This window comes from Thermodesulfovibrio sp. 3462-1, assembly GCF_040451425.1.
Taxonomy (GTDB): Bacteria; Nitrospirota; Thermodesulfovibrionia; order Thermodesulfovibrionales; family Thermodesulfovibrionaceae; genus Thermodesulfovibrio; species Thermodesulfovibrio obliviosus.
The window spans coordinates 1,558,736-1,578,898 of record NZ_CP144374.1; the positions used below are offsets into that span (position 1 = coordinate 1,558,736).

Consider the following 20,163-nt stretch of genomic DNA (forward strand, 5'->3'; position numbering starts at 1 on the left):
TTTTATTTAAACTCTGCTATGAGCAATAATGGCAGCAGACAGTATCACTGCCATATCAAAAGGATCTTTTTCTTCAATGTAAAGCAGGCTCGGAAGCTTTTCTTCTATATATCTTGTGCTGAAGTTGCCTTTAAAGAAATCCTCATCTTCCATGATCTTTATGTAAAGAGGAATTGTTGTTTTAACCCCTCTTATAATGTATTCACTCAAAGCGCGATGCATTCTTCTGACTGTCTCTTCCCATGTTCTTCCTCTGGCAACAAGCTTTGCCAGAAGAGAGTCATAATATGGTGAAACATTATACCCCTCAGTTACATGTCCATCAATTCTAATTCCGAAGCCACCAGGAGAGTAATAGGCAGTAACAGTACCTGTAGAAGGAAGAAAATCGTTCAGAGGGTCTTCAGCATTTATTCTGCACTGAATGGCATATCCATTAAGAGTTACTTCATATTGCTTTATTTCAAGGGGCTCACCACAGGCAATTTTTATCATATTTTGCACGAGATCAATTCCTGTGATTTCCTCTGTAATTGTATGTTCCACCTGAATTCTCGTGTTCATCTCAAGAAAATAGTAGTTGAGATTTTCATCAACAAGAAACTCAACTGTGCCCACGTTATCGTAACCAACCTCATAGGCAAGTCTTTTTGCTGCTTCTCCCATCTGGCATCTTACTTTTTCTGTAAGTAAGAGAGATGGTGCAATCTCAATCAGTTTTTGATGTCTTCTCTGAATTGAACAATCCCTTTCTCCAAGATGAATAATTTTTCCGTATTTGTCAGCCACTATCTGTATTTCAATGTGATGGGGTCTTTCAAGATATTTTTCAATAAAAACTCTCTCATCACCAAAGGCTTTTTTTGCCTCTGACATAGCAATTGGTATCTGTCTCTTCAAGGATTCTTCATCATAACAGATTCTCAATCCTCTTCCACCACCTCCTGCAACAGCTTTAACCATTACTGGATAACCGATTTCTCTGGCTGCACTCAATGCTTCATCTATACTCTGCAGAGGAGGTGTGCCTGGCAACAGAGGGATACCAAGCTTTTGAGCAATTTTACGAGCTTCGTCTTTAAGCCCCATTTTTCTTATTGCCTGAGGATTTGGACCAATAAAGGTTATTCCAGCCTGTGCACAGGCTTCTGCAAACTGAGGATTTTCAGCAAGAAAACCATATCCTGGATGAATTGCATCCGCACCCACATTTTTTGCAAGCTCCACTATTCCGTAAATATTGAGGTAACCTCTTAAAGGGCCTGGAGTGACAAGATAGGCTTCATCGGCTTTTTTAACATATCTTGCTGTTGCATCGGGCTCACAGTATATGGCAACAGTGCGAATTCCCAGTTCTTTACAGGCACGGATTATTCTTAATGCAATCTCTCCTCTGTTTGCAATTAAAACTTTTTTAAACATAGCTTGCCTTTCAAAGGTAAATATAAAAATTTTAAATGAAAACTTAAAATAAATCAATTAGCAGTGATATAATAAGTTTATGTTTGCTGAAATTAAAAGAAAAATCAGGAATGCAGAGAGAATTAATAAAGATGAAGCATTAGAGCTTTTTAATACAGATGAAATTCATGAGCTTGGTGAACTTGCAGATGAGGTATCAAGAAGTTTTAATTCAAATAGGGTTTATTTTATCGTAAACCGACATATTAATCCTACCAACATATGCGTCAATCGTTGCAAATTCTGTGCTTTTTCCCGTTCAAAGGGAGAGGAAGGTGCCTATGAATTAAGCATTGATGATATAATCGCTCAGATTAAAGAAGCTCATAATACTATTGGTTATATAAGCGAAGTTCATATTGTATCAGGACTTCATCCTGAATGGCAGTTTGAATACTATCTTGAAATGATTTCAAAAATAAAAAGAGAGTTTCCTTCAATTGGAATTAAGGCATTTACAGCTGTTGAAATTGATTACTTTGCAAAAAAATCTGGTTTGACTATAGAGCAGACACTCATGAAACTGAAGGAAGCAGGACTTGATATAATGCCCGGAGGTGGAGCAGAAATTTTCAATCCTGAGGTAAGAAATAGAATATGTCCAGAAAAAATTTCTGGTAAAAGATGGCTTGAAATAATCAGAACTGCTCACAGGCTGGGGATAAAAACAAATGCTACGATGCTTTATGGTCATGTGGAAACATTTGAGGATAGGGTTGACCATTTGATGAAATTGAGAGAACTTCAGGATGAAACAGGAGGTTTTCTTGCTTTCATTCCTTTAAGTTATCAGCCTGAAAATACGGATATTAAAGTTCCCTATCCAAGTGGAATAGATGATTTAAAGACAATTGCTGTCTCAAGGATTGTGCTTGACAACATTCCACACATAAAGGCTTACTGGATAATGCTTGGAGAAAAGCTTGCACAACTTGCCCTGCTTTATGGTGCTGATTGTCTTGAAGGAACAGTAATTGAAGAAAAAATTGCCCATTCAGCCGGTGCCCGCTCAAAAAAGGGAAATACCATTGAGGAACTTATTCATCTGATAAGGGAGGCAGGCAAAATTCCTGTGGAAAGAGACAGTTTCTATAATGTGGTAAGATTATGGTAAGAATTGACAAAAAACAAGCTCTTGAGATGCTTAAAGAAGCCTCTATCTATGAGCTGGGCAGAATTGCTGATAGCATAAGAAAAAAGCTTCATCCAGAAGGCATTGTTACCTTTGTTGTTGACAGAAATATAAATTATACCAACATCTGTATTAACCGTTGTAAATTTTGCGCTTTCTGGAGACCAGCAGGACATCCAGAAGCATATATTCTTACAAAAGAAGAGCTTGCACAGAAAATTCAGGAAACCGTTGAAAAAGGCGGTACCCAGATACTTCTTCAGGGTGGAGTGCATCCCGAGCTCGGATTAGATTTTTACATTGATATGCTTAAATTTATAAAGAGTAATTTCAAGATTCATGTGCATGGATTTTCTCCTCCAGAGATTTCCTTTCTTGCAAAAAAACAGGGCATGTCAGTAAAAGAAGTGCTTGAAATACTGAAAGAATCAGGGCTTGATTCAATTCCTGGTGGTGGCGCAGAGATTTTAAGTGACAGGGTGAGACAGCTTCAGTCACCAAATAAAATAACAGCAGCAGAATGGTTGAATGTGATGAAAGAAGCTCACATGGTCGGGATAAAGAGCTCGGCAACAATGATGTTTGGAAGCATTGAAAAAGAGGAGGATATAATTGAGCATTTAGATGCATTAAGACAACTTCAGGATGAAACAGGTGGATTTACTGCCTTCATTCCATGGAGTTTTCAGCCTTCCAATACAGAGCTCAAAAGAGAATTTCCTGAGCTTCATGCAGCAGGCTCTGTAAAGTATCTTAAAGTTCTCGCATTAAGCAGGATTTATCTTGACAATTTCCATAATATTCAGGTCTCCTGGGTTACCCAGGGTATAAAAATTGCTCAGGCAGGACTCAGGTTTGGTGCTAATGATTTTGGTTCAACCATGCTTGAGGAAAATGTTGTAAGGGCAGCAGGAGTTTGCTATCGTGTTAGCATGGATGAGATAATACAAGCTATAAAAAGCGCAGGATTTAGACCAGCCCAGAGGGATACATATTATAGAATTCTGAGATTTTTTGATGACAATTAAGTGGAATTAAAGGGAGGCAAAATGAATGAAATTTACGATGTAATTATAATTGGTGGAGGACCTGCTGGACTCACAGCAGGGATATATGCAGCAAGGGCAAACCTTAAAACGCTAATTCTTGATAAATCTAAAACAGCAGGAGCTTTAGCCTATGCTTCTCTGATTGAAAACTATCCTGGACTTGAAAAACCACTGCCAGGCAAAGAACTTCTTGAAAGAATCAGAATGCAGGCGCTATCCTTTGGAGTTGAATACAAAGAGGAACAGGTTGTGGGAGTGGATTTAACATCAGAAATAAAGGAAGTTGTGACAATGAATGGTAGCTATAAGGGAAAAACTGTTATAATCGCAACAGGCTCCATGGGAAGAAAACCAACAATTAAGGGTGAAGGTGAGCTTCTTGGTAGAGGTGTGAGTTACTGTGCAGTATGCGATGCTCCTTTTTTCAGAGGAAAGACTGTAGCAGTGCTTGGTGACAGTGAAGAAGCCACGAAAGAGGCAATGTATTTAACAGAATTTGCTGATAAAGTCTATTTAATAACACCATCTTCAAAGTTAAAGGTGGAGCCAGAGCATCCAGTTTATCAGGCTGCAAAAATTGAGATACTCACATCCCATTCAGTAAAGGAAATCACAGGCACAGATTTTGTTACAGGAATTTTATTGAAGGATCAGGTGGGGAATGAAAAAACTCTTGAAGTTACAGGAGTTTTTGTCTATCTTCAGGGATCACAACCTGTGGTGGATTTTCTTGGAGAGGCTTTAAAGCTTGATGAAAAGAGTTTTATAGTGGTGGATGAGTTCATGCAAACAAATATCCAGGGCGTTTTTGCAGCAGGTGATGTGGCAAGCCCTCATGCAAGACAGGTTGTTATAGCCTGTGCTCAGGGAGCTATTGCAGCACTTTCTGCTGAAAAATATATAAGAGGAAGAAGCCGAATAAAATCTGATTGGCACGGGTGAAAATATGAATGGAAATGGCAATAATTTTAGCAACTGGGAAGGTGAAGCCTTTGAAGAGATGCTTTTTGACTACCTTGACAATGGATATCTTGAAAACATCATAACCTTTTTTGAGCACGAACCTGAGCAGATTAAGTTAATACCGAAGATGCTTGCTGATGAGAGATTAAGAGTTAAGGTTGGAGCCTTTGCAATAATTGAGGAGTTGAAGGTAAAAAATCCTGTAGCACTACAAGAAATTGTTCCAGACATTATTAAGCTTTTGAATTCAAAGGAAAAAAATGTTCGCGGTGATGCTGCCTATGCTCTTGAGATAATTGGTAATAAAGAAGCCAGACCAGCATTAATTGAAGCTTTAACAAAGGAAGAGGATCCTCAAGTAAAAGAATTCATTGAAGATGCCTTAAAAAGCATCCAATGAGTTACAGAGTTATTGATGTTCGGGGAGATGTAGGGTTAAGAGCAGAGGGAAAAACAATTGAAGAATGCTTTGTAAATGCAGGCTTGGGGCTTTATAGTCTTATCACTGACATAAACCTTGTGAGACCAGAAGAAAAAAAAGAGATTACCCTGTCTGAACAAACTTTTGAAGATATGCTTGTAAGCTTTCTCAATGAGCTTATTTTTCAGTTTGATGCTTATGGATTTATTGGCAGGACAATAAAAGTAGATATTAAAGAAAACACTCTCAGAGCAGAAGTTTATGGAGAAACCTTTAATCCAGAAAAACATGAAAGAAAGCTTCTTGTAAAGGCAGCTACATACCATAATCTTGTTCTTAAAAAAGAAAACAGCCATTGGACTGCAGAGATAATTTTTGACATTTAAAGATATTAAAGAGGTGCCCTATGCCAAAAATTGAAGGGACAGAAAGAATAGATCAATACAGAATCAGAGTGCCAAAAGGATTTGTGCAAGGAATGAGAACCGAAGGAATCATCTTCGTAGATGAAATCCTTGAACAGGAGCTTGAGCTTGACTCAGTCCGTCAAGTTGCAAATGTGGCAACACTGCCAGGAATTGTGGGTAAATCTCTTGCCATGCCTGATATTCACACAGGCTATGGTTTCCCTATTGGAGGAGTTGCAGCCTTTGATACAGAAGAAGGAATAATTTCACCAGGAGGTGTCGGCTACGACATCAACTGTGGTGTTAGACTCCTTAAAAGTAATCTAACACGGGATGAAATAGAACCCAGGATAAAAGAGCTTGTTGATTTGCTTTACATCCATATTCCCTCTGGAGTTGGTTCAACTGGAAAAATAAAGCTTAACTATGAAGAACTTAAAAAGGTTGCTCGTAAAGGTGCAATATGGGCAGTTGAGCAAGGTTATGGTGAGCCTGATGACCTTCAAAGAATTGAATCGCACGGATGTCTTGAAGGAGCAGACCCTGAAGTTATAAGTAAAAAAGCCTATGAGCGTGGTAAAGATCAATTAGGAACTCTTGGTTCAGGAAATCACTTTCTTGAAGTTCAGTATGTGGCAGAAATTTATGAACCAGAGATTGCCGAGGCTATGGGATTGTTTAAAAATCAAGTTACTGTGATGATACATACTGGTTCTCGTGGTTTTGGGCATCAGATATGCGATGACTATGTAAGGGAGATGATACAGGCAACAAAGAAATATGGGATAGAGCTTCCTGATAAAGAGCTTGCCTGTGCTCCTTTTCTCAGCAAAGAAGGACAGAGATATTTTGCAGCAATGAAGGCAGCAGCCAATTATGCATGGGCAAACAGGCAGTGTTTAATGCACTGGACAAGAGAGGTTTTTCTTAGAGTTTTTAAACTTTCACCAAAAGAGCTTGCAATGAGTGTTGTCTATGATGTTGCTCACAATATTGCAAAAGAAGAGATTCATATGGTAAATGGAAAAAAAATGCGAGTTGTTGTTCACAGAAAAGGTGCAACCCGTGCATTTCCAAAAGGGCATCCTGAACTTCCTCAGTGCTATACTCATATTGGACAGCCTGTAATTATTCCTGGAGATATGGGAAGAGTTTCCTTTGTTCTAATAGGGCAAGACAAAGCAATGCAAGAGACCTTTGGTTCAACATGTCATGGAGCTGGGAGACTTCTGAGTAGAACCCAAGCAATAAAAAAGGCAAAAGGAAGGTCGATTAAGCAGGAGCTTGCTAACAGAGGTATAATAGTTAAGTCTGCTGGAAAAGAAACTCTGGCAGAGGAGATGCCAGAAGCTTATAAAGATGTATCAAATGTTGTTGATGTTGTTCACAATGCAGGATTGGCTCACAAAGTTGTAAAATTAAAACCAATGGGAGTGATAAAAGGATGAAACTTAAAGTAGGATGGATTCAGTATGCTAATGTATATCCAATATTTTATGTTCTTGAAAAAGAAGGTTTGCTCACAGAAGATATCCACCTTGTAAAAGGCGTTCCTTCTCAGCTTAATTGGGCATTGAGAAATGACTTGATTGATTTGAGTCCTTCTTCCTCTGTGGAGTATCTACTCAATCAAGAAATTTATGACTATGTTGATGGAATATGTATAAGCTCAAAGGAATATGTCCAGAGCGTGCTTTTTTTTACTGATTATGATTTGAAAGCTCTTGATGGAAAAAAAATACTGCTTACAGCTGAATCAGCGACTTCTCACTTTTTATTGAGAATTATACTTGAAAAATTCTTAGGACTAAAACCAGAATACGACATTTCAGCAGCACCATGGACAGGACAATCCTTTTTATTGATAGGTGATGATGCTCTCAAATACAGAAAAATCTTAAATAACAAGAAAATTTACGATCTTGCCAATTTATGGTATAAGCATACAGGACTTCCCTTTGTTTTTGCTTTATGGATTGTAAGAAAAGAAATTACAGCGCCTGATAGTGAACTTTACGGAGTTTATACAAAATTTAAGGAAAAACTTCTTTATGCAAAGGATAAATGGATAGAATATGCTCATGAGATGTTGAAAGATTACTACTTAAAGAAATTTATGACTGAGGAAGAAATTTTATTTTACTGGAAAAAAAACATGGATTATAATCTTACAGAGATGCATAAAAAAAGTCTAACACTCTTTAGCTCATACATTAATTCACTGAAGTAGGAAATCAGAGTAAATCTTCTTAATCACTACTTCAGTTAAATCTTTAAACTCGGAAGTATCAACTTTTATTAATCTTCCCTCTTGTATTTCATCTGGAGGTTCAAATTTTTCCTTCTGCGCTAAATATATCTCCCAGCGGGCATCGGAGATATCTTCTGCTTCCTTTCTTTTCATAAACCTTTCCTTAACAACGCTGTCTTCTGCAGTGCACCATATAAAGTAGATCTCAGCAAAATTAAGCTCTCTCATTAGTGCCTGTCTTAAGACTCTTTCACGAAAGGTTGCATCTAAAATAACATCCCTGCCAAGGAGGAGATTTTCCCTTGCAATTTCTATCATTTTCATATAGGTTTTCTCTGTGAATTCTTTACTGTAAATACCCTTTTCAAAGGGCTCATAATGATGCTCTGTTGGAGCAATTCCAACAAGGCTTTTTCTTACAATGTCAGAGGGAATCCATTTTGCAAGGGTCTTCTTAGCAAGGGCTCTTGCGAGGGTTGACTTCCCAGTTCCAGAAAGTCCGAAAACAACAAAAACTTTTGGTTTCCCCTCAGCATAGAGATAGGCAAGGTCAAAGTATTTTTGCGCCTCCTGTAAAGCATCCTTTTTTCTTTCTTCGGATAAAGCAGTATCCTCTGAGGTAAAACATCCGATTTTCCCCCTCACATAGGCACGGTAACATTTATAAAAATTCAAAAGTTTCAATAAATCTCTATCGTTAGATTTTTCCACATAGGTTCTAACAAAGTATTCTGAAAGCTCTTTATAGCTATGAAAATCCAGATCCATGCTTAAAAAAGCTATGTCAGAGGCAACATCACCACATCTAAATCTTTCATTGAACTCAATGCAGTCAAATATGTAAACTTTTTTTAAATTATCAAAGCATATATTGGCTGAGTAAAGATCTCCATGACCTTCACGGATAAATTCTTCTTTAATGCGGGTTTCAAAGAGTGCTTTGTTTTCTTTTATAAAGTTTCTTGTCCAGCTAACAATCTCATTATATCTCCATTTATTCAGAGCAATGCCAACAAAGCTCTCTGTCTGATTGAAGTTTTCTTCAGTATTAAAAGAAACTGTATCAATACAGCCATACTCATTAACGCCTTTTCCTGTCCTGGCTGATTTATAAAAAGGGACGAGTAAATCCACAATTAAATCAATATGTTTTTCTGTTAATACTCTGTCTTTTAAAATTTTTTGCATCATTCCATCCTCTGGAAGCCTTTTCATTTTTACAGCATACTCAACAACATTTGAATTATCCTCAATTTTATAGCCATGCTCTGTTAAAGAAATAGGAACAACGCCAAGATAAATCTCTGGGCAAAGCCTTCTGTTAAGTTCAACTTCTTTTTCCGAGTAAAGTTTTCTTAGCTCAACAGTTGTGAAATCAAGAAAACCAAAGTTCACAGATTTTTTAATTTTGTACACAACATGATCGGCAATAAAAACATAGGAAATATGAGTCTGTAAAATTTTTAATTCCTGCGGATTATTTGGAAAAGACTCTTTTTTAAGCTCCTCTGCCCAGTTAATCATCTTTATTGTCTCCCTGAGGGTATAATCACTGCCATATTGTCTCTGCAAGTTTTTTAGCTTCTTCAATAAGATAATTTTTCTCTTCCAGATTCTTTGTTTCTACATATATGCGAATTTTTGGTTCTGTTCCTGATGGTCTTATCATAATCCATGATAGGTCATCAAAAACAATTTTAATACCATCAATGTCTGTTATGTTGAGAATCTTTTTCTTAAGCATTCCCGCTTTAAATAAATCACCAGCTTTATAGTAATCTTTCAATACATATACCCGCTTTTTTATGTGGGGACCGAACTTTTCCCGTGGTATCTCAATGCCCGTTCTGTCTGAATAATATCTCCCATAAGTGGATTCAATCTCTTCAAGATAATCACTCATGTTTTTATGGAGCGTAGCCATCATCTCAAGGGCGAGCAAACAACCAAAAATAGCATCTTTTTCAAGGATATGATTCTGGACTGAAATACCGTCAGATTCTTCAAATGCTACAATGGCTTTTTTTGTTGCTTCTGGCAGAAGATATGGTCTAAAATTCTTAAATCCCACTTTTGTTTCAATAACTTCAACACCTCGAGCTACTGCAATGGCATTTACAAAGTTACTTGTTCCAACACTTTTTACAACAACTCCACGCATCCCTTTGTAATTATAAAGATAATGGAAAGCCATTGCACCAAAATAATTCATTGGAATCTGTCTTTTCAGGTCTGCAAAACGAACTCTATCTGCATCAGGATCGATGATAGCTGCAAATCCTAAAGAGTCTTTATTTAAATACGATAGGGCAAGCTTTAAATTAGTCTCGCTTGGCTCTGGAGAAAGACCTTCAAAGAGGGGGTCATCCTCTTTTCTTAAACATACAAAAGTTCCTGGCTTTAATGAAAGAATTCTTGCCAGCTTGCCTCTACTTGTTCCATACATATGGTCAATTGCACATATAGGTTTTTCAGTTTCCATGAAATTTTTAATTTTTTCCAGGTCTAACACAGCTGTCTTTTTAATAAATTTTATGTAAAGCTCTGTCAGGTCTATTTTTTCAATGTTTTTTGGTTTTATGCTTTTTACATCCTGAGCTTTTTTCATTATTTCATTCGCAATAGCTTCAACTGGTTTTGTAAGCTCTTCTGGAGCTGGTCCTCCATCTGCAGGGTTTAATTTCAGTCCTCCATAGTTTGCTGGATTATGACTTGGAGTAAGATTAACTGAAGCTGCTGCTTTAAGTTCAATTATTCCCGCTGAAAACTCTGGAGTTGCTGCTTCGCCTGCATAGTAACATTTAACTCCTTCTGATTGAAATAATCCTATTACTTCATAGGCAAATTCTTTTCCGAAAATTCTATTATCATGTCCAACGATCACTCCTCTTTCTTTGAATTCATTGAAAGAGTTCACTCCCATAGCATTTAAAATCATGGAGTCCTCGCTTTTTACTGCCTCAATGATTGCTTTTGTTAGCACTCTTACATTCTGCATTGTAAAATCAGAACCAATCTCTCCACGCCATCCAGATGTGCCAAAATGAATTTCCGTAGGCTCAGTATTTTCCTTTGCCAGTTTTTCTATATCTTTTAAAAGTTCTTTTTTTTGTTTTGGAGCTTTTAAAATTTCCTTCCAGAGCTCTGATGCCTTCATAGGTATCCTCCAGATTTTTTTATTTCCATTATAAATTCAAAGACAGATTAAATGCAAAGAATCGAATTGCCTTATTTAAAATCTACTTGAAATACCATTCGTTACAGGTTCCTTTTCGCACCCACAAGGGATGCAAGGACAACACGGTGTCGAGAAAAAGGTAAAAACTCCTTTTGAGAGAGTTCTTGAACGAAAGGATGTAGCAGAAGAAATAAAAGAGGAATTAAATATGAATAGATTTTTATGTGAGGCAATAAGTCCCTTTTAAATGAGGTCAAGTTTCCTACTTCTCATCAGAGACCTCTTTGATAAACCCACGGGTCTTTGGTCCAAACTCTTTTTCAAACCAAGCTTTTATTTCAGGCTCAAGCTTGATCTCTGAAAAAATGAAACTTGCAAAAATTGCAGATAAAAAAGGATATTCATCAGAAATTTTAAAAGGATCAAGAGGAGCCTGCTCTTTACCACCTAAAGTTATACGATATTGGGTTATTGGCCAGTGTTTCTCAAGTGAAACAAATGGGCATCTAACAACAACTGTTTGATTAAACAGGTCGCCTTCACCTTCAAGAAAACACACTGGGGCAGTAGGAGGAACCTTTTTTACTAAGTCCGCCTGCTTTGGATTGCTAACTCTCCGAATGTTAAGTCCTTTTCCTAAGTAATGTAAAGCCCACGAATAACGTATTCCTTTTTCTTTTGAAGGATCGTAGATTACAAGTGTTAAGCCTGTTGTCTTTTTCACTTCGTCTAAGTCAAAAGCAGGCACAATGAAACATCCTAAAGCTGCCATTTGTTCTTCTTTTGCTCTTAGCTTGAAGAGATCAACAAAAAGAGCTTTGTCCTTTTCAAGATCAAAAGTGGTTCTCCCTGCTATCTGTTGTCTCATGGCATCTCTCATTAGCACTATCTCCTTAAACAGGGCATTACAATTAGTTTGCTCTTCAGTAGCAAAAGCAGTACAGGTAAAACTAAACAGAACTGCTAATAAGCATACAATTTTTACCACTGATTTCAACTGTTTTAACCTCCTTTCCTTAATTTTATGCTACTTTGACTCCTTTGATTGTAGTCCAGACAAAGCTTCCTGTATCCGAAGAATATCAGCTCCCTGGATAACTTTGCCTTCTATTATGAAGAATGGGGTGCCTCTAACTCCAAGATTTCTTGCTATTTCACTGCTTTTTTGAAGAATTTTGTCTACTTTGCTTTTACATTCCTGGGTAACCTTGATAGGTTTGGTATCAAGTTTTCCCGTGTAAGCATCATCCAGTGTCTTTGCTGGGTTTTGTCGCAATCCCTTTTAAATGAGGTCAAGTTTCCTACTTAAGTTAACAAAATTGATTCGGTTCCTCCTCCTCCACGAGTCGCAATCCCTTTTAAATGAGGTCAAGTTTCCTACGTAATTCTGGATCATGAGCATTTAGAAAATTCGTTCGGGTCGCAATCCCTTTTAAATGAGGTCAAGTTTCCTATTTTCAATATTTTCAGCTCTTGTTTAAATTTAATCCAGACTTGTCAAAGACCAAAATTTTTTATAAATTAAAGCACAAATTAATAAAAAAAGTCAATCTTTAGCATTATCGATAGGAGCTAAAACCATCTTTAACAACGAGAAAAGACAATTATTTAGAATTGCTCATATAAATTCCATTCCTTCTGAGTCTCTTTTCCAATACCCACGAATGAAAGAGAGATTCATCTTTCAAATTTTTAAGTTGTTGTGGTGTCAGAACGCAATAAAAAACAGAGTATTGAAGATGTAGTCCCTTGCCTTTCATAAATCTGTATATTCTGGCAAGCCTTTTTTCGTCTGCAATGTCATAACATACAAGATAAGCTGCTTTCATTTTCTTAAATCCTTCATAATTTCAAAAAACTCATCAATAACAGTTTCAACTAATTGAGAAATATTTTGCCTTCTTGATTCAAATCTGTCAATAATGCTTTTTATGTTTTCATTTGAAAGTTCGTTATCTTCAATCTTTACACTATTAGAGTGGAAAAACTTTATTGTTTGAAAATCTACTTCTGGTTCAAAAATCAATGAAAAATCAAGTAAAAAGCCAAAATTGACTCTCCGGTTGATTATTCCAAAATGAGGGTCTAATCCAGCATGAAGCATTCTTCCTAAAAGTATCGCTCTAATAAAGTTTTCAATTATGTCATGGATAATGTTCCAATGCGGGTGAGCCTGAATAAACTTATTTATGACAAATTGATAATTTCCTTCACCAATTTCATCGGGGATATTGAATCTCTGGAATATTTCTCTTAAAACTTGAATTTGCATCATGGTTCTTCTTGTCTGAAGCCATTTTTTATATCTCCTTAGAGTTCCTATGCTGTATGATTTCAAAAAATATCTAATCTGTGCAAGCCTTCGTTCATCAGTGATGTCATAAGCAATGATAAAAAGTTAATGTATTGAAATACAATATTGCAGAAATATTTCTTTTTGTTTTTCTATAAAGGAGCACTGAATATAAAGGAGCACTGAAGACAACATTTTAAAGCGATTTAAAGTTAGATTGCCAAAGTCGCATTTTGTGGTTATCCAGAGGAAGTGAATTTTAAACAGACTAAAGGATATTGAATGATAAAATTAAAGTTTTATTTGATGGTTAACTATTTCATATTTGCCTAAGCCAAAGCTCGTTCCTTTACCTACATGGAGAATTTCACAAGCTTTAAGAAATGGGATAAATGGAGTGATGTCTCCTTCATAGGTAATTTCTCCAACTACTCCACCAAGTTTCATTCTGGTGTCCTGCCTGCTTGAGTAACGCTCCCAGTCATACCAACGTGTGTTGTCATCTAATATTTTGACTTTTTCTGCTTTTTCAATCAATGAGTTTACATCAACCTGTAAAGGTTCTTTTTTACAATGAAAATAATACAATAATGAAATTCTTCTTAGAATTGACCGAATAAGAACATGAAAATCAAGTTGATTGACAAGTGAACGATTATATTTTATCCTGATAGGAGTAAGAATATTTAAAGACAATTTTGTAAAATTTTGCTCTAAATTGACAGAATTTAATGATATTGTCTCTAAATTAGATGATGATATGTTGGAAATGATAAATTTTCCCTTAGCTTTACCAATGCCTACCTTGCCAAGTTCTTTAATTGTAACAACAAAGTATGGTAAATACTCTATTGCTTTTCCAATAAGGATTATTTTAAATTTAAATTCTTCTGCTGGCTGGTATAATTTTTTCTTGTTTAAGGGTGGTTCAAAGACAAAGGGATGAGGCACTTTTTCATATTTATGCATGTTTAAAAAATTTGCTGTAGTATCAGAAACAGTTTCAAAAACATAGGCATAAATACACTTTGTTTTAATGGGGCAGTCTATACATTGCTGTCTTTTAAGAACGCATGTAATTTGTCTGAGAATATTTCCAAAACCTCCTCTAAAAGCAGAGCCTTTAAAATCTGGCAAATTTATTTCTGTCTCAGCTTTCAGTGTAAACTCAACAATTTTATAGTGTATCTGCATTTACTACCTCAAGCATAACCCATCCAAAAGGTATTGCTTGACTAAGATTAGCTGGTTTTTTGTTCTGAGAGGCAAGCCAGATGGTTGTCGGTGTTTTATCCCATATTGAGCCTTTTGCTGTTCTTATCTTTATCTTTCTTACACTTTCTATTGTAACAGCCTCTGCACCTGAGTGTTTCCCGATGCGAATTAGAAAATATTTGATTTTTAATTCATTTTTAAATTGCTCTATAAGAGGCCGTCTAAAACCTTTATTTTTTCTCAAATCAACTTCCCTATTAAAAATCTCGGCGTAATGGGCATGAACTTTGGTAAGAAGAGATTTAAAGTCAAAAGGCTTTTTTATATCAGAATTTTCTATCAAACTGTCTAATTTTACAGTGCCCTTAAATATACTTCCCTCAGGAATGACTTCTATAGGAATAGAAAGGGTTGAACGAATGTTGTCTTTCAATTTGTTCACATTTATTTGATATATCACTTTTGTTTTTACTTGTCCTTCAGGTTCCAAATCTGAAATTTTTAAGAGTCTAAAAGGATCTGTTGACATTTGACCTTCAAGAATTTTCGCCTCCAGTTGCTCAGGATTCCTGGGATCTGCATTTTTTATTAAATTCTCTTTATCTGGAGACTCTGCAAGCGTTTTATCAAGATAGCCAGTTCTTAAAGAGCCTTTTAAAGAACTTCCAGGAATTATGGGAGTTTGTGTGTAGGGATTGAAAAAAGTTCTTGGTATCTCAAACTCATTGAATTTTTTTAAAATTTCTTTTTCATCGTTCAGTTGCTTTACTTCTCTGTATCTTTCAGCTAATTCTTTAGGAATGGAAATAATTCGTCCTTTTACTTTTTCCTTAACTTTTGAATAAAATCTATACAATTGCACAAGACAGGCAACTGTGTCTTTTTCAGATATATTTTCAAATTCCTTCCATTCTTTATCATTAAGAGTTTTTATAAATTGCCATAAATCAAAATGAATCATTATGCTTTTGTCAACATCTATGACAAATTCTGTAGGAGTATAGCACTCATTACATCCAATGTGAACTGGACTTAAAATATGAAGCTTTATCTCATAAAGCATCTTGCACCTCCACAGGTAAAACTAAGGAGTATCCCTGTGTTACTGCTTCAGGGATAGCTTTTGAAAGATTCTGTATGCTCATTCCAATGTAAGGTTTTTTAATATCTTCGTTTGGAATTAATACTGCTGCTTCATCAGCAAATACAACAGGATTTTTAAATGGATTTTTTAATTTTGCAAAAATGCTTCCGAAACGACCAAATCTAATAAAAGGGGTGAAATAAATATCTTTTACTTCTTCTTTCTTTGGTACTGAAGGAGAAAGGGTATACAAAGCATTATAATTACCGGAGCTTGCCAAAAGTTGAATTTCTTTGATATCCTCTACTTCAAATTTACCATATCCAGCTGTTGCATCTTTGCCATACCCGTAATTTCCTACTCTTTTAAGTGCTTCTTTAAATGATTCAACTGCTATATCCTGTCTCAGCCCTATAAATATGGCAAGTTTTGTCTTGAAATAAATTTTATCAACTGTGTAAGGAGTAAATGGAGCTTCACCTGTTGTGCCTGTTAATCTGTTTATGGTGCATCTTATTTGGCTGTCTTCTTCAATAAAATTTATCTTCTCGTATGTAATCTCATTCAGGGGCTTAAGGGGAATTTCAAAGGCAAAGTAATTTTTGCTTTTTAATTCCTTCCTCTTTTGTATGAATTCTTTCTCTGAAATTTTAAATAGCTTATACAATGGCATTGATGGACGTTTCAGATAAATTTTTTCCTTCACTACAGGAAAAGCTGAAGAAACAACAATAAAAGGATTTTCTTCATAGTCTTTAAGAAGCTCCTGAAGAGATTTACCAAAAAGTTGAGAATCCTCAAAGGCTTGCCAGCAAAGGTGTCCAAAAAGAGTATCTCCCTTTATAGGACTTCCAAAACCTGTCAAAGGCTTTATCTTTACAATATAGGTTTTCAAAGTTACCCCCAGAGCTTTAAAGAGTTGAATTTATTTTTTAAGGCTTCATCATCAAATTGAAACTCAATTTTTCCATATCCACGACTTCCAGAGCCTCCAAGAGAGTCAAGCTCAAGGAGTTTAAGTCCTTTTAATAAATAGTCTTCAAAAAGTTTTTCATCTTCATCATCCAGAACTTTAAAATATACTTCAAAGTCAAATACAGTTCCTGCTGGAACTCTTTCAATAAATCTTGGATCCTTTGCTGTTCCTGTGATACGATTTATTCTGTTTTCAGATTTTACTTCAATATAGCTCCAATGATTTTGTTCAGCTTGTTTTTTGAAATCTTCATTTAATCTACAATCACTAAATGAGACTCTTGTTGGTCCAATTTCTATAATCAAGTTCTCATCAGTTTCTCCTGCACCTGCACCAAATACTTTTAGTATATTTTTGATGTGATTTTTTATCTCACCATCTGCATTTTTAAGCATCTTTGGAGTTGCCAGCCCACCTGAATTCTTAAAATCTTCTGATTTTGCTGCTTCTTGAACAATGCCATAGTAATACTCCAGAAGACTTCTTATTTTTCCTTTTAGAGATGAACCTGGAATATATGGCTCTTGTGTAAAGGGGTGTTTTATAACAGGGTTGTCTGTTCCACCTATTTGCATTTCCATGTTGCCTGAACCTATGTGCAATCCTGTTTTGATGATTATTTTACCTTTAATTGCTTTAATTTCTTTTAGTTTCATCAGTTGCCTCCTTTATTTCATTTTTTCGTCATAATACCTGTAAAAACCCATAAAAGCTTCAAAAAACTTAACAAAGACATCAAAATCTTTTTTACTCCGAATTTGATTTATACATTCCTTAAGAAACATTCTAAATTCTTCTGTAATAAGATTTCTGCCTTCAGCATAGTAGGCTTTTGCATTAAGAATTTTAATGTAGGGAAGCATTTTCTGAAATTCTTCATCATTTTTTATTCTTCCATGAAAAGTTAAAACTTCATCATAAAATTTCCTTAATTGAGAAATCTTGTTTTTATCTTTCTTTTTCTTACCACTTTCTTTTATGTCTTTTGCCCATTTATCAGCTATTTCAGAAAACAGCTCTGGATTTACAATTTCTCTGGCTTCATCTTCCCAGAATTTGATTTTGTTGTTCATGCTTTCCTCCTTATATAAATTGTATGCCATAAAGGAATCCTAAAGGATTCCTTGTATGTCTCTATCCAGTTTGCAAGTTTGGATAAAATTTCTTCTGTAATTTTGATTCTTTCTTCTTTGTTTTTTCCCTTTCCAATATTTCTTATAGCAAAGTAATAGAGTTTAGCTCTCCAGGTTAAAGGATTCAGATTTTTGTGAATTGACTGCTCCTTCAGTATTTTTTCTGCTTCCTCTGCAAGCTCTCTAATTTCATTCAATTTATATATGAATGAATTGGTTATAATTTCCTTGCTAAGCCAGCTGTCTAATTCTTTTATAATCTCGTTAAATTCTTTTAATTTATTCCACTCCACTGGACAATTAAAGATTGTTATTCTGTTTTTCCCGCTGTATTTTGATTGCTCTAATGCCTTTTCTGAAATCTCAGCCATTGTCATCACAGAAGTTTCAGGCTTTGTAATATATACTCCAGCTGAAAGCGTAATTTCGCTGTTTTCACAGCAGTATTTGTAAAAATCTTCAGAAATTCTCATAGAAAATCTGATTATTTCCTTCCATGGAGCAATAAGAAAAAGATCATCTCCACCTGCAAAAATTGTGTATATATTTTTAAACTCTGTTTTACATAGATAAGGCAAATAAAGAGTAAAAAAGAGATTAAGTTGCCGTGAAAGTGTGGCATATCTTGAAAAGGTTCTTTTCTCTGGTCTTAATCCTTTTGCAAATATTGTTCCAAGATTATCAATGTCTGCTTTGAAAACGCCAAGAGCATCAACTCCAGCAAATCCAGAGGGAGTCTCCTGCAATGAGAGTTTTGCAATATGATGAAAGCTAAGAATTGATTGTTTCTGAATAGCTTCCCTTGTTTCCTTGTTATCTTGCTCTGAGTCTTTATAAGTAAGTTTCTCAATCTCTTTTTCATACTCCGGTGTAAATTTTGGAACATAGCCATTTATCAGTTTGATCGAAGCAAAATTTTCAAGGATGCTACTGTCTTTCCAGAGAGAGTTAATATTCCAATAATGAACTATTTTATTTTGTCTTAAAAGTTCTGAAAGTTTACCTGATACAAAGCTTACCTGATATTTATCAAAAATTGGCACCTTAAGTTTTTCAGGAAGCGCTGCATCAGCTGTAGCTATTGTAACAATATCTTTTTTAACAAGATTTTCGCCAATTTTTACATGATCGTAACAAATATCACAGAGGTATTCTTCTTTTATTTTATTTTCATGATTTGCTGCTCTACGATTGCAAAGAGGGCATACCCCAGCATCTGAAAATTTATCAAGATATTTCTCTGTATATTTTGTTCCTCCGTATTGGATAAGATCTATTTTCTTGTATTTGCGTTCCTCTGAAGCTCTGCCTATCTCCCTTAAAAGTTTTTCAAGACTGTCTTTACTGCAAATAAAATCCTCTGGTGATGCTTCCACCCAGCTAAAACCAATACTTACCTCTCCATAAAAGTTTTCCATAAGCCAATGATTTATTTCATACTCTGTTGATTTTAATGCATCAATATGTTTTTTCGTGTTTGGAGCCAGAATTTTAAATTTTCCTGCTGCATTTGTAACAACTGATGTAAAAGGTAACCCGAGTCTGTCAAGTAAAAAATCTGCAGCAAGCTCACTGAGTAAAGAAACATAAAAGGATCTGCCTCTCAGCATTTTGGCTGCATATTTAGCTGTAGAACCACCTTCTGAAAATATAAAATCCTGAATGCCGTAAAAATTTCCTTCAATTAAAAGAAACTTCTTTTCATCCGTCTTTTCTATTGAATTTTTATCCATTGAATCTGTTAACAGATGATAAAGATACATTGAAACAGCAAATGCAGAGGTAAGTCTGCCATGGTCATAAAGAGAAATGTCTGATATAATTTCCTCAAATCTACCATCAGAGTGTTTTAGTGTTGCCGATGGGATTGAAGTGGTAAAAACAAAAAGTAATGAATCAAAATGTTCCATCCAGAGTTTAAGACATTCTTTATGAGGAAGACTTTTAAAGACTTGAATAAATTTTTGATAAAGCTCACCATAAGCCAGTTGCTGAGAATCCTGCTTTTTTACAGGAAAGATGTTTAATGGAGAAATTTCTTTCAGAGGATAGGAAAAAATAAAGTTTTCAGGTTTATTTTCCTTCCATTTTTCAGCAACTGATATATCTTCAAGTATCGGGAATAATGGAATTTCCTTTGCTTTTTTTGCAATCCATTTTTCTTCTTCAAATTCTTTTCTTTCAACTCCGCTGCTAAGGCAATCTGCTTCATGAATTATTAGTTGTTCAGGAGAGTCAGAGTCTGGTTTGTGATGTTTTGCAGCAAGATTTATAAAAGAATCCCTTGAAGAGGCATATTCTGTAATTTCTCGAGGAAAATATTTAACCATTTCATCAATAAAGTAAGCTGTGTAAAGGGCATGTTTGTGAGTGTATTGCCAATTAGTTTTTGGTTGATACAGGGATTGATTGCCATCTATGTATTCAGATGGGATATCTATTCCAGCTCTTTCCATAAATTTTCCAATATCATGAAGAAGTCCTGCCAATGCAATTTTTAAAACTTTAATATCCATTTTTCAGTCTCCCTTCATGATTTATTATTATTTTAATTTTATTTAAAAATTGTTAAATTATACTAAAAAACAATGTTGCTGCAA

General features: G+C 35.3%; 21 protein-coding genes. 8 read left to right on the forward strand and 13 right to left on the reverse strand.

Features of this window, described 5'->3' with window-relative positions; genetic code table 11:
• Nucleotides 1-6: 6 nt before the first annotated feature.
• Nucleotides 7-1,422 carry an acetyl-CoA carboxylase biotin carboxylase subunit gene (locus V4D31_RS08070; protein WP_353685930.1) on the reverse strand — a complete coding sequence of 472 codons (1,416 nt, stop codon included), beginning with the start codon at nt 1,420-1,422 and terminating at the stop codon, nt 7-9.
• A 79-nt stretch (nt 1,423-1,501) separates the two neighbouring features.
• Between V4D31_RS08070 and mqnE the strand changes: the two genes are divergently transcribed.
• The 7 genes from mqnE to V4D31_RS08105 are packed head-to-tail and all read left to right on the forward strand — an operon-like array spanning nt 1,502 to nt 7,663.
• Nucleotides 1,502-2,575, forward strand: a complete 1,074-nt coding sequence (mqnE, locus tag V4D31_RS08075) for an aminofutalosine synthase MqnE (protein ID WP_353685931.1) — start codon at nt 1,502-1,504, stop codon at nt 2,573-2,575.
• The gene (gene mqnC, locus V4D31_RS08080) at nt 2,569-3,621 is read left to right on the forward strand and encodes a cyclic dehypoxanthinyl futalosine synthase (RefSeq protein ID WP_353685932.1); all 1,053 of its coding nucleotides are present in this window, start codon (nt 2,569-2,571) and stop codon (nt 3,619-3,621) included. Before mqnE ends, mqnC begins: the two co-directional genes overlap by 7 nt.
• Nucleotides 3,622-3,642: 21 nt before the next feature.
• Complete coding sequence (locus V4D31_RS08085; RefSeq protein ID WP_353685933.1) at nt 3,643-4,584, forward strand: FAD-dependent oxidoreductase; 942 nt, start codon at nt 3,643-3,645, stop codon at nt 4,582-4,584.
• 4 nt (nt 4,585-4,588) lie between these two features.
• Nucleotides 4,589-5,005, forward strand: coding sequence for a HEAT repeat domain-containing protein (locus tag V4D31_RS08090; protein ID WP_353685934.1), 417 nt, complete (start codon nt 4,589-4,591; stop codon nt 5,003-5,005).
• Nucleotides 5,002-5,412 carry an archease gene (locus V4D31_RS08095; RefSeq protein ID WP_353685935.1) on the forward strand — a complete coding sequence of 137 codons (411 nt, stop codon included), beginning with the start codon at nt 5,002-5,004 and terminating at the stop codon, nt 5,410-5,412. Before V4D31_RS08090 ends, V4D31_RS08095 begins: the two co-directional genes overlap by 4 nt.
• Before the next feature lie 20 nt (nt 5,413-5,432).
• Complete coding sequence (locus V4D31_RS08100; protein WP_353685936.1) at nt 5,433-6,881, forward strand: RtcB family protein; 1,449 nt, start codon at nt 5,433-5,435, stop codon at nt 6,879-6,881.
• Entirely contained in the window at nt 6,878-7,663 is a 786-nt protein-coding gene (locus V4D31_RS08105; protein ID WP_353685937.1) for a menaquinone biosynthesis protein, read from the forward strand. The genes V4D31_RS08100 and V4D31_RS08105 overlap by 4 nt, the downstream gene beginning before the upstream one ends.
• Here V4D31_RS08105 and V4D31_RS08110 read toward each other — a convergent pair.
• Complete coding sequence (locus V4D31_RS08110) at nt 7,652-9,274, reverse strand: AAA family ATPase (RefSeq protein WP_353685938.1); 1,623 nt, start codon at nt 9,272-9,274, stop codon at nt 7,652-7,654. The two genes, V4D31_RS08105 and V4D31_RS08110, sit on opposite strands and share 12 nt — an antisense overlap.
• Nucleotides 9,234-10,841: a phosphomannomutase gene (locus V4D31_RS08115; RefSeq protein ID WP_353685939.1), complete on the reverse strand. Its 1,608-nt coding sequence runs from the start codon at nt 10,839-10,841 to the stop codon at nt 9,234-9,236. The genes V4D31_RS08110 and V4D31_RS08115 overlap by 41 nt, the downstream gene beginning before the upstream one ends.
• Before the next feature lie 130 nt (nt 10,842-10,971).
• On the opposite strand from V4D31_RS08115, the gene V4D31_RS08120 reads away from it, so the two are divergent.
• Nucleotides 10,972-11,109 (forward strand): hypothetical protein, encoded by a 138-nt coding sequence (locus V4D31_RS08120; protein ID WP_353685940.1) that lies wholly within the window; start codon nt 10,972-10,974, stop codon nt 11,107-11,109.
• A 15-nt stretch (nt 11,110-11,124) separates the two neighbouring features.
• On the opposite strand, the gene V4D31_RS08125 is transcribed toward V4D31_RS08120, so the two are convergent.
• The 10 genes from V4D31_RS08125 to cas10 all read right to left on the reverse strand — a co-directional run bounded on the left by V4D31_RS08125 (nt 11,125) and on the right by cas10 (nt 20,079).
• Entirely contained in the window at nt 11,125-11,859 is a 735-nt protein-coding gene (locus V4D31_RS08125; protein WP_353685941.1) for a hypothetical protein, read from the reverse strand.
• A 30-nt stretch (nt 11,860-11,889) separates the two neighbouring features.
• Nucleotides 11,890-12,138 carry a hypothetical protein gene (locus tag V4D31_RS08130; protein ID WP_353685942.1) on the reverse strand — a complete coding sequence of 83 codons (249 nt, stop codon included), beginning with the start codon at nt 12,136-12,138 and terminating at the stop codon, nt 11,890-11,892.
• Between the two features lie 328 nt (nt 12,139-12,466).
• Complete coding sequence (gene cas2, locus V4D31_RS08135) at nt 12,467-12,691, reverse strand: CRISPR-associated endonuclease Cas2 (RefSeq protein ID WP_353685943.1); 225 nt, start codon at nt 12,689-12,691, stop codon at nt 12,467-12,469.
• The gene (locus V4D31_RS08140; RefSeq protein WP_353685944.1) at nt 12,688-13,200 is read right to left on the reverse strand and encodes a hypothetical protein; all 513 of its coding nucleotides are present in this window, start codon (nt 13,198-13,200) and stop codon (nt 12,688-12,690) included. Before V4D31_RS08140 ends, cas2 begins: the two co-directional genes overlap by 4 nt.
• A gap of 246 nt (nt 13,201-13,446) precedes the next feature.
• The gene (gene cas6 / locus V4D31_RS08145; protein ID WP_353685945.1) at nt 13,447-14,349 is read right to left on the reverse strand and encodes a CRISPR system precrRNA processing endoribonuclease RAMP protein Cas6; all 903 of its coding nucleotides are present in this window, start codon (nt 14,347-14,349) and stop codon (nt 13,447-13,449) included.
• Entirely contained in the window at nt 14,333-15,433 is a 1,101-nt protein-coding gene (csm5, locus tag V4D31_RS08150) for a type III-A CRISPR-associated RAMP protein Csm5 (RefSeq protein ID WP_353685946.1), read from the reverse strand. Before csm5 ends, cas6 begins: the two co-directional genes overlap by 17 nt.
• Nucleotides 15,423-16,349 (reverse strand): RAMP superfamily CRISPR-associated protein, encoded by a 927-nt coding sequence (locus V4D31_RS08155; RefSeq protein ID WP_353685947.1) that lies wholly within the window; start codon nt 16,347-16,349, stop codon nt 15,423-15,425. The genes csm5 and V4D31_RS08155 overlap by 11 nt, the downstream gene beginning before the upstream one ends.
• A gap of 2 nt (nt 16,350-16,351) precedes the next feature.
• Complete coding sequence (csm3, locus tag V4D31_RS08160) at nt 16,352-17,086, reverse strand: type III-A CRISPR-associated RAMP protein Csm3 (RefSeq protein WP_353685948.1); 735 nt, start codon at nt 17,084-17,086, stop codon at nt 16,352-16,354.
• 12 nt (nt 17,087-17,098) lie between these two features.
• On the reverse strand, nt 17,099-17,503 hold the full coding sequence (gene csm2 / locus V4D31_RS08165) for a type III-A CRISPR-associated protein Csm2 (protein ID WP_353685949.1): 405 nt from the start codon (nt 17,501-17,503) through the stop codon (nt 17,099-17,101).
• The gene (gene cas10, locus V4D31_RS08170) at nt 17,500-20,079 is read right to left on the reverse strand and encodes a type III-A CRISPR-associated protein Cas10/Csm1 (protein ID WP_353685950.1); all 2,580 of its coding nucleotides are present in this window, start codon (nt 20,077-20,079) and stop codon (nt 17,500-17,502) included. The genes csm2 and cas10 overlap by 4 nt, the downstream gene beginning before the upstream one ends.
• Between the last annotated feature and the right edge of the window lie 84 nt (nt 20,080-20,163).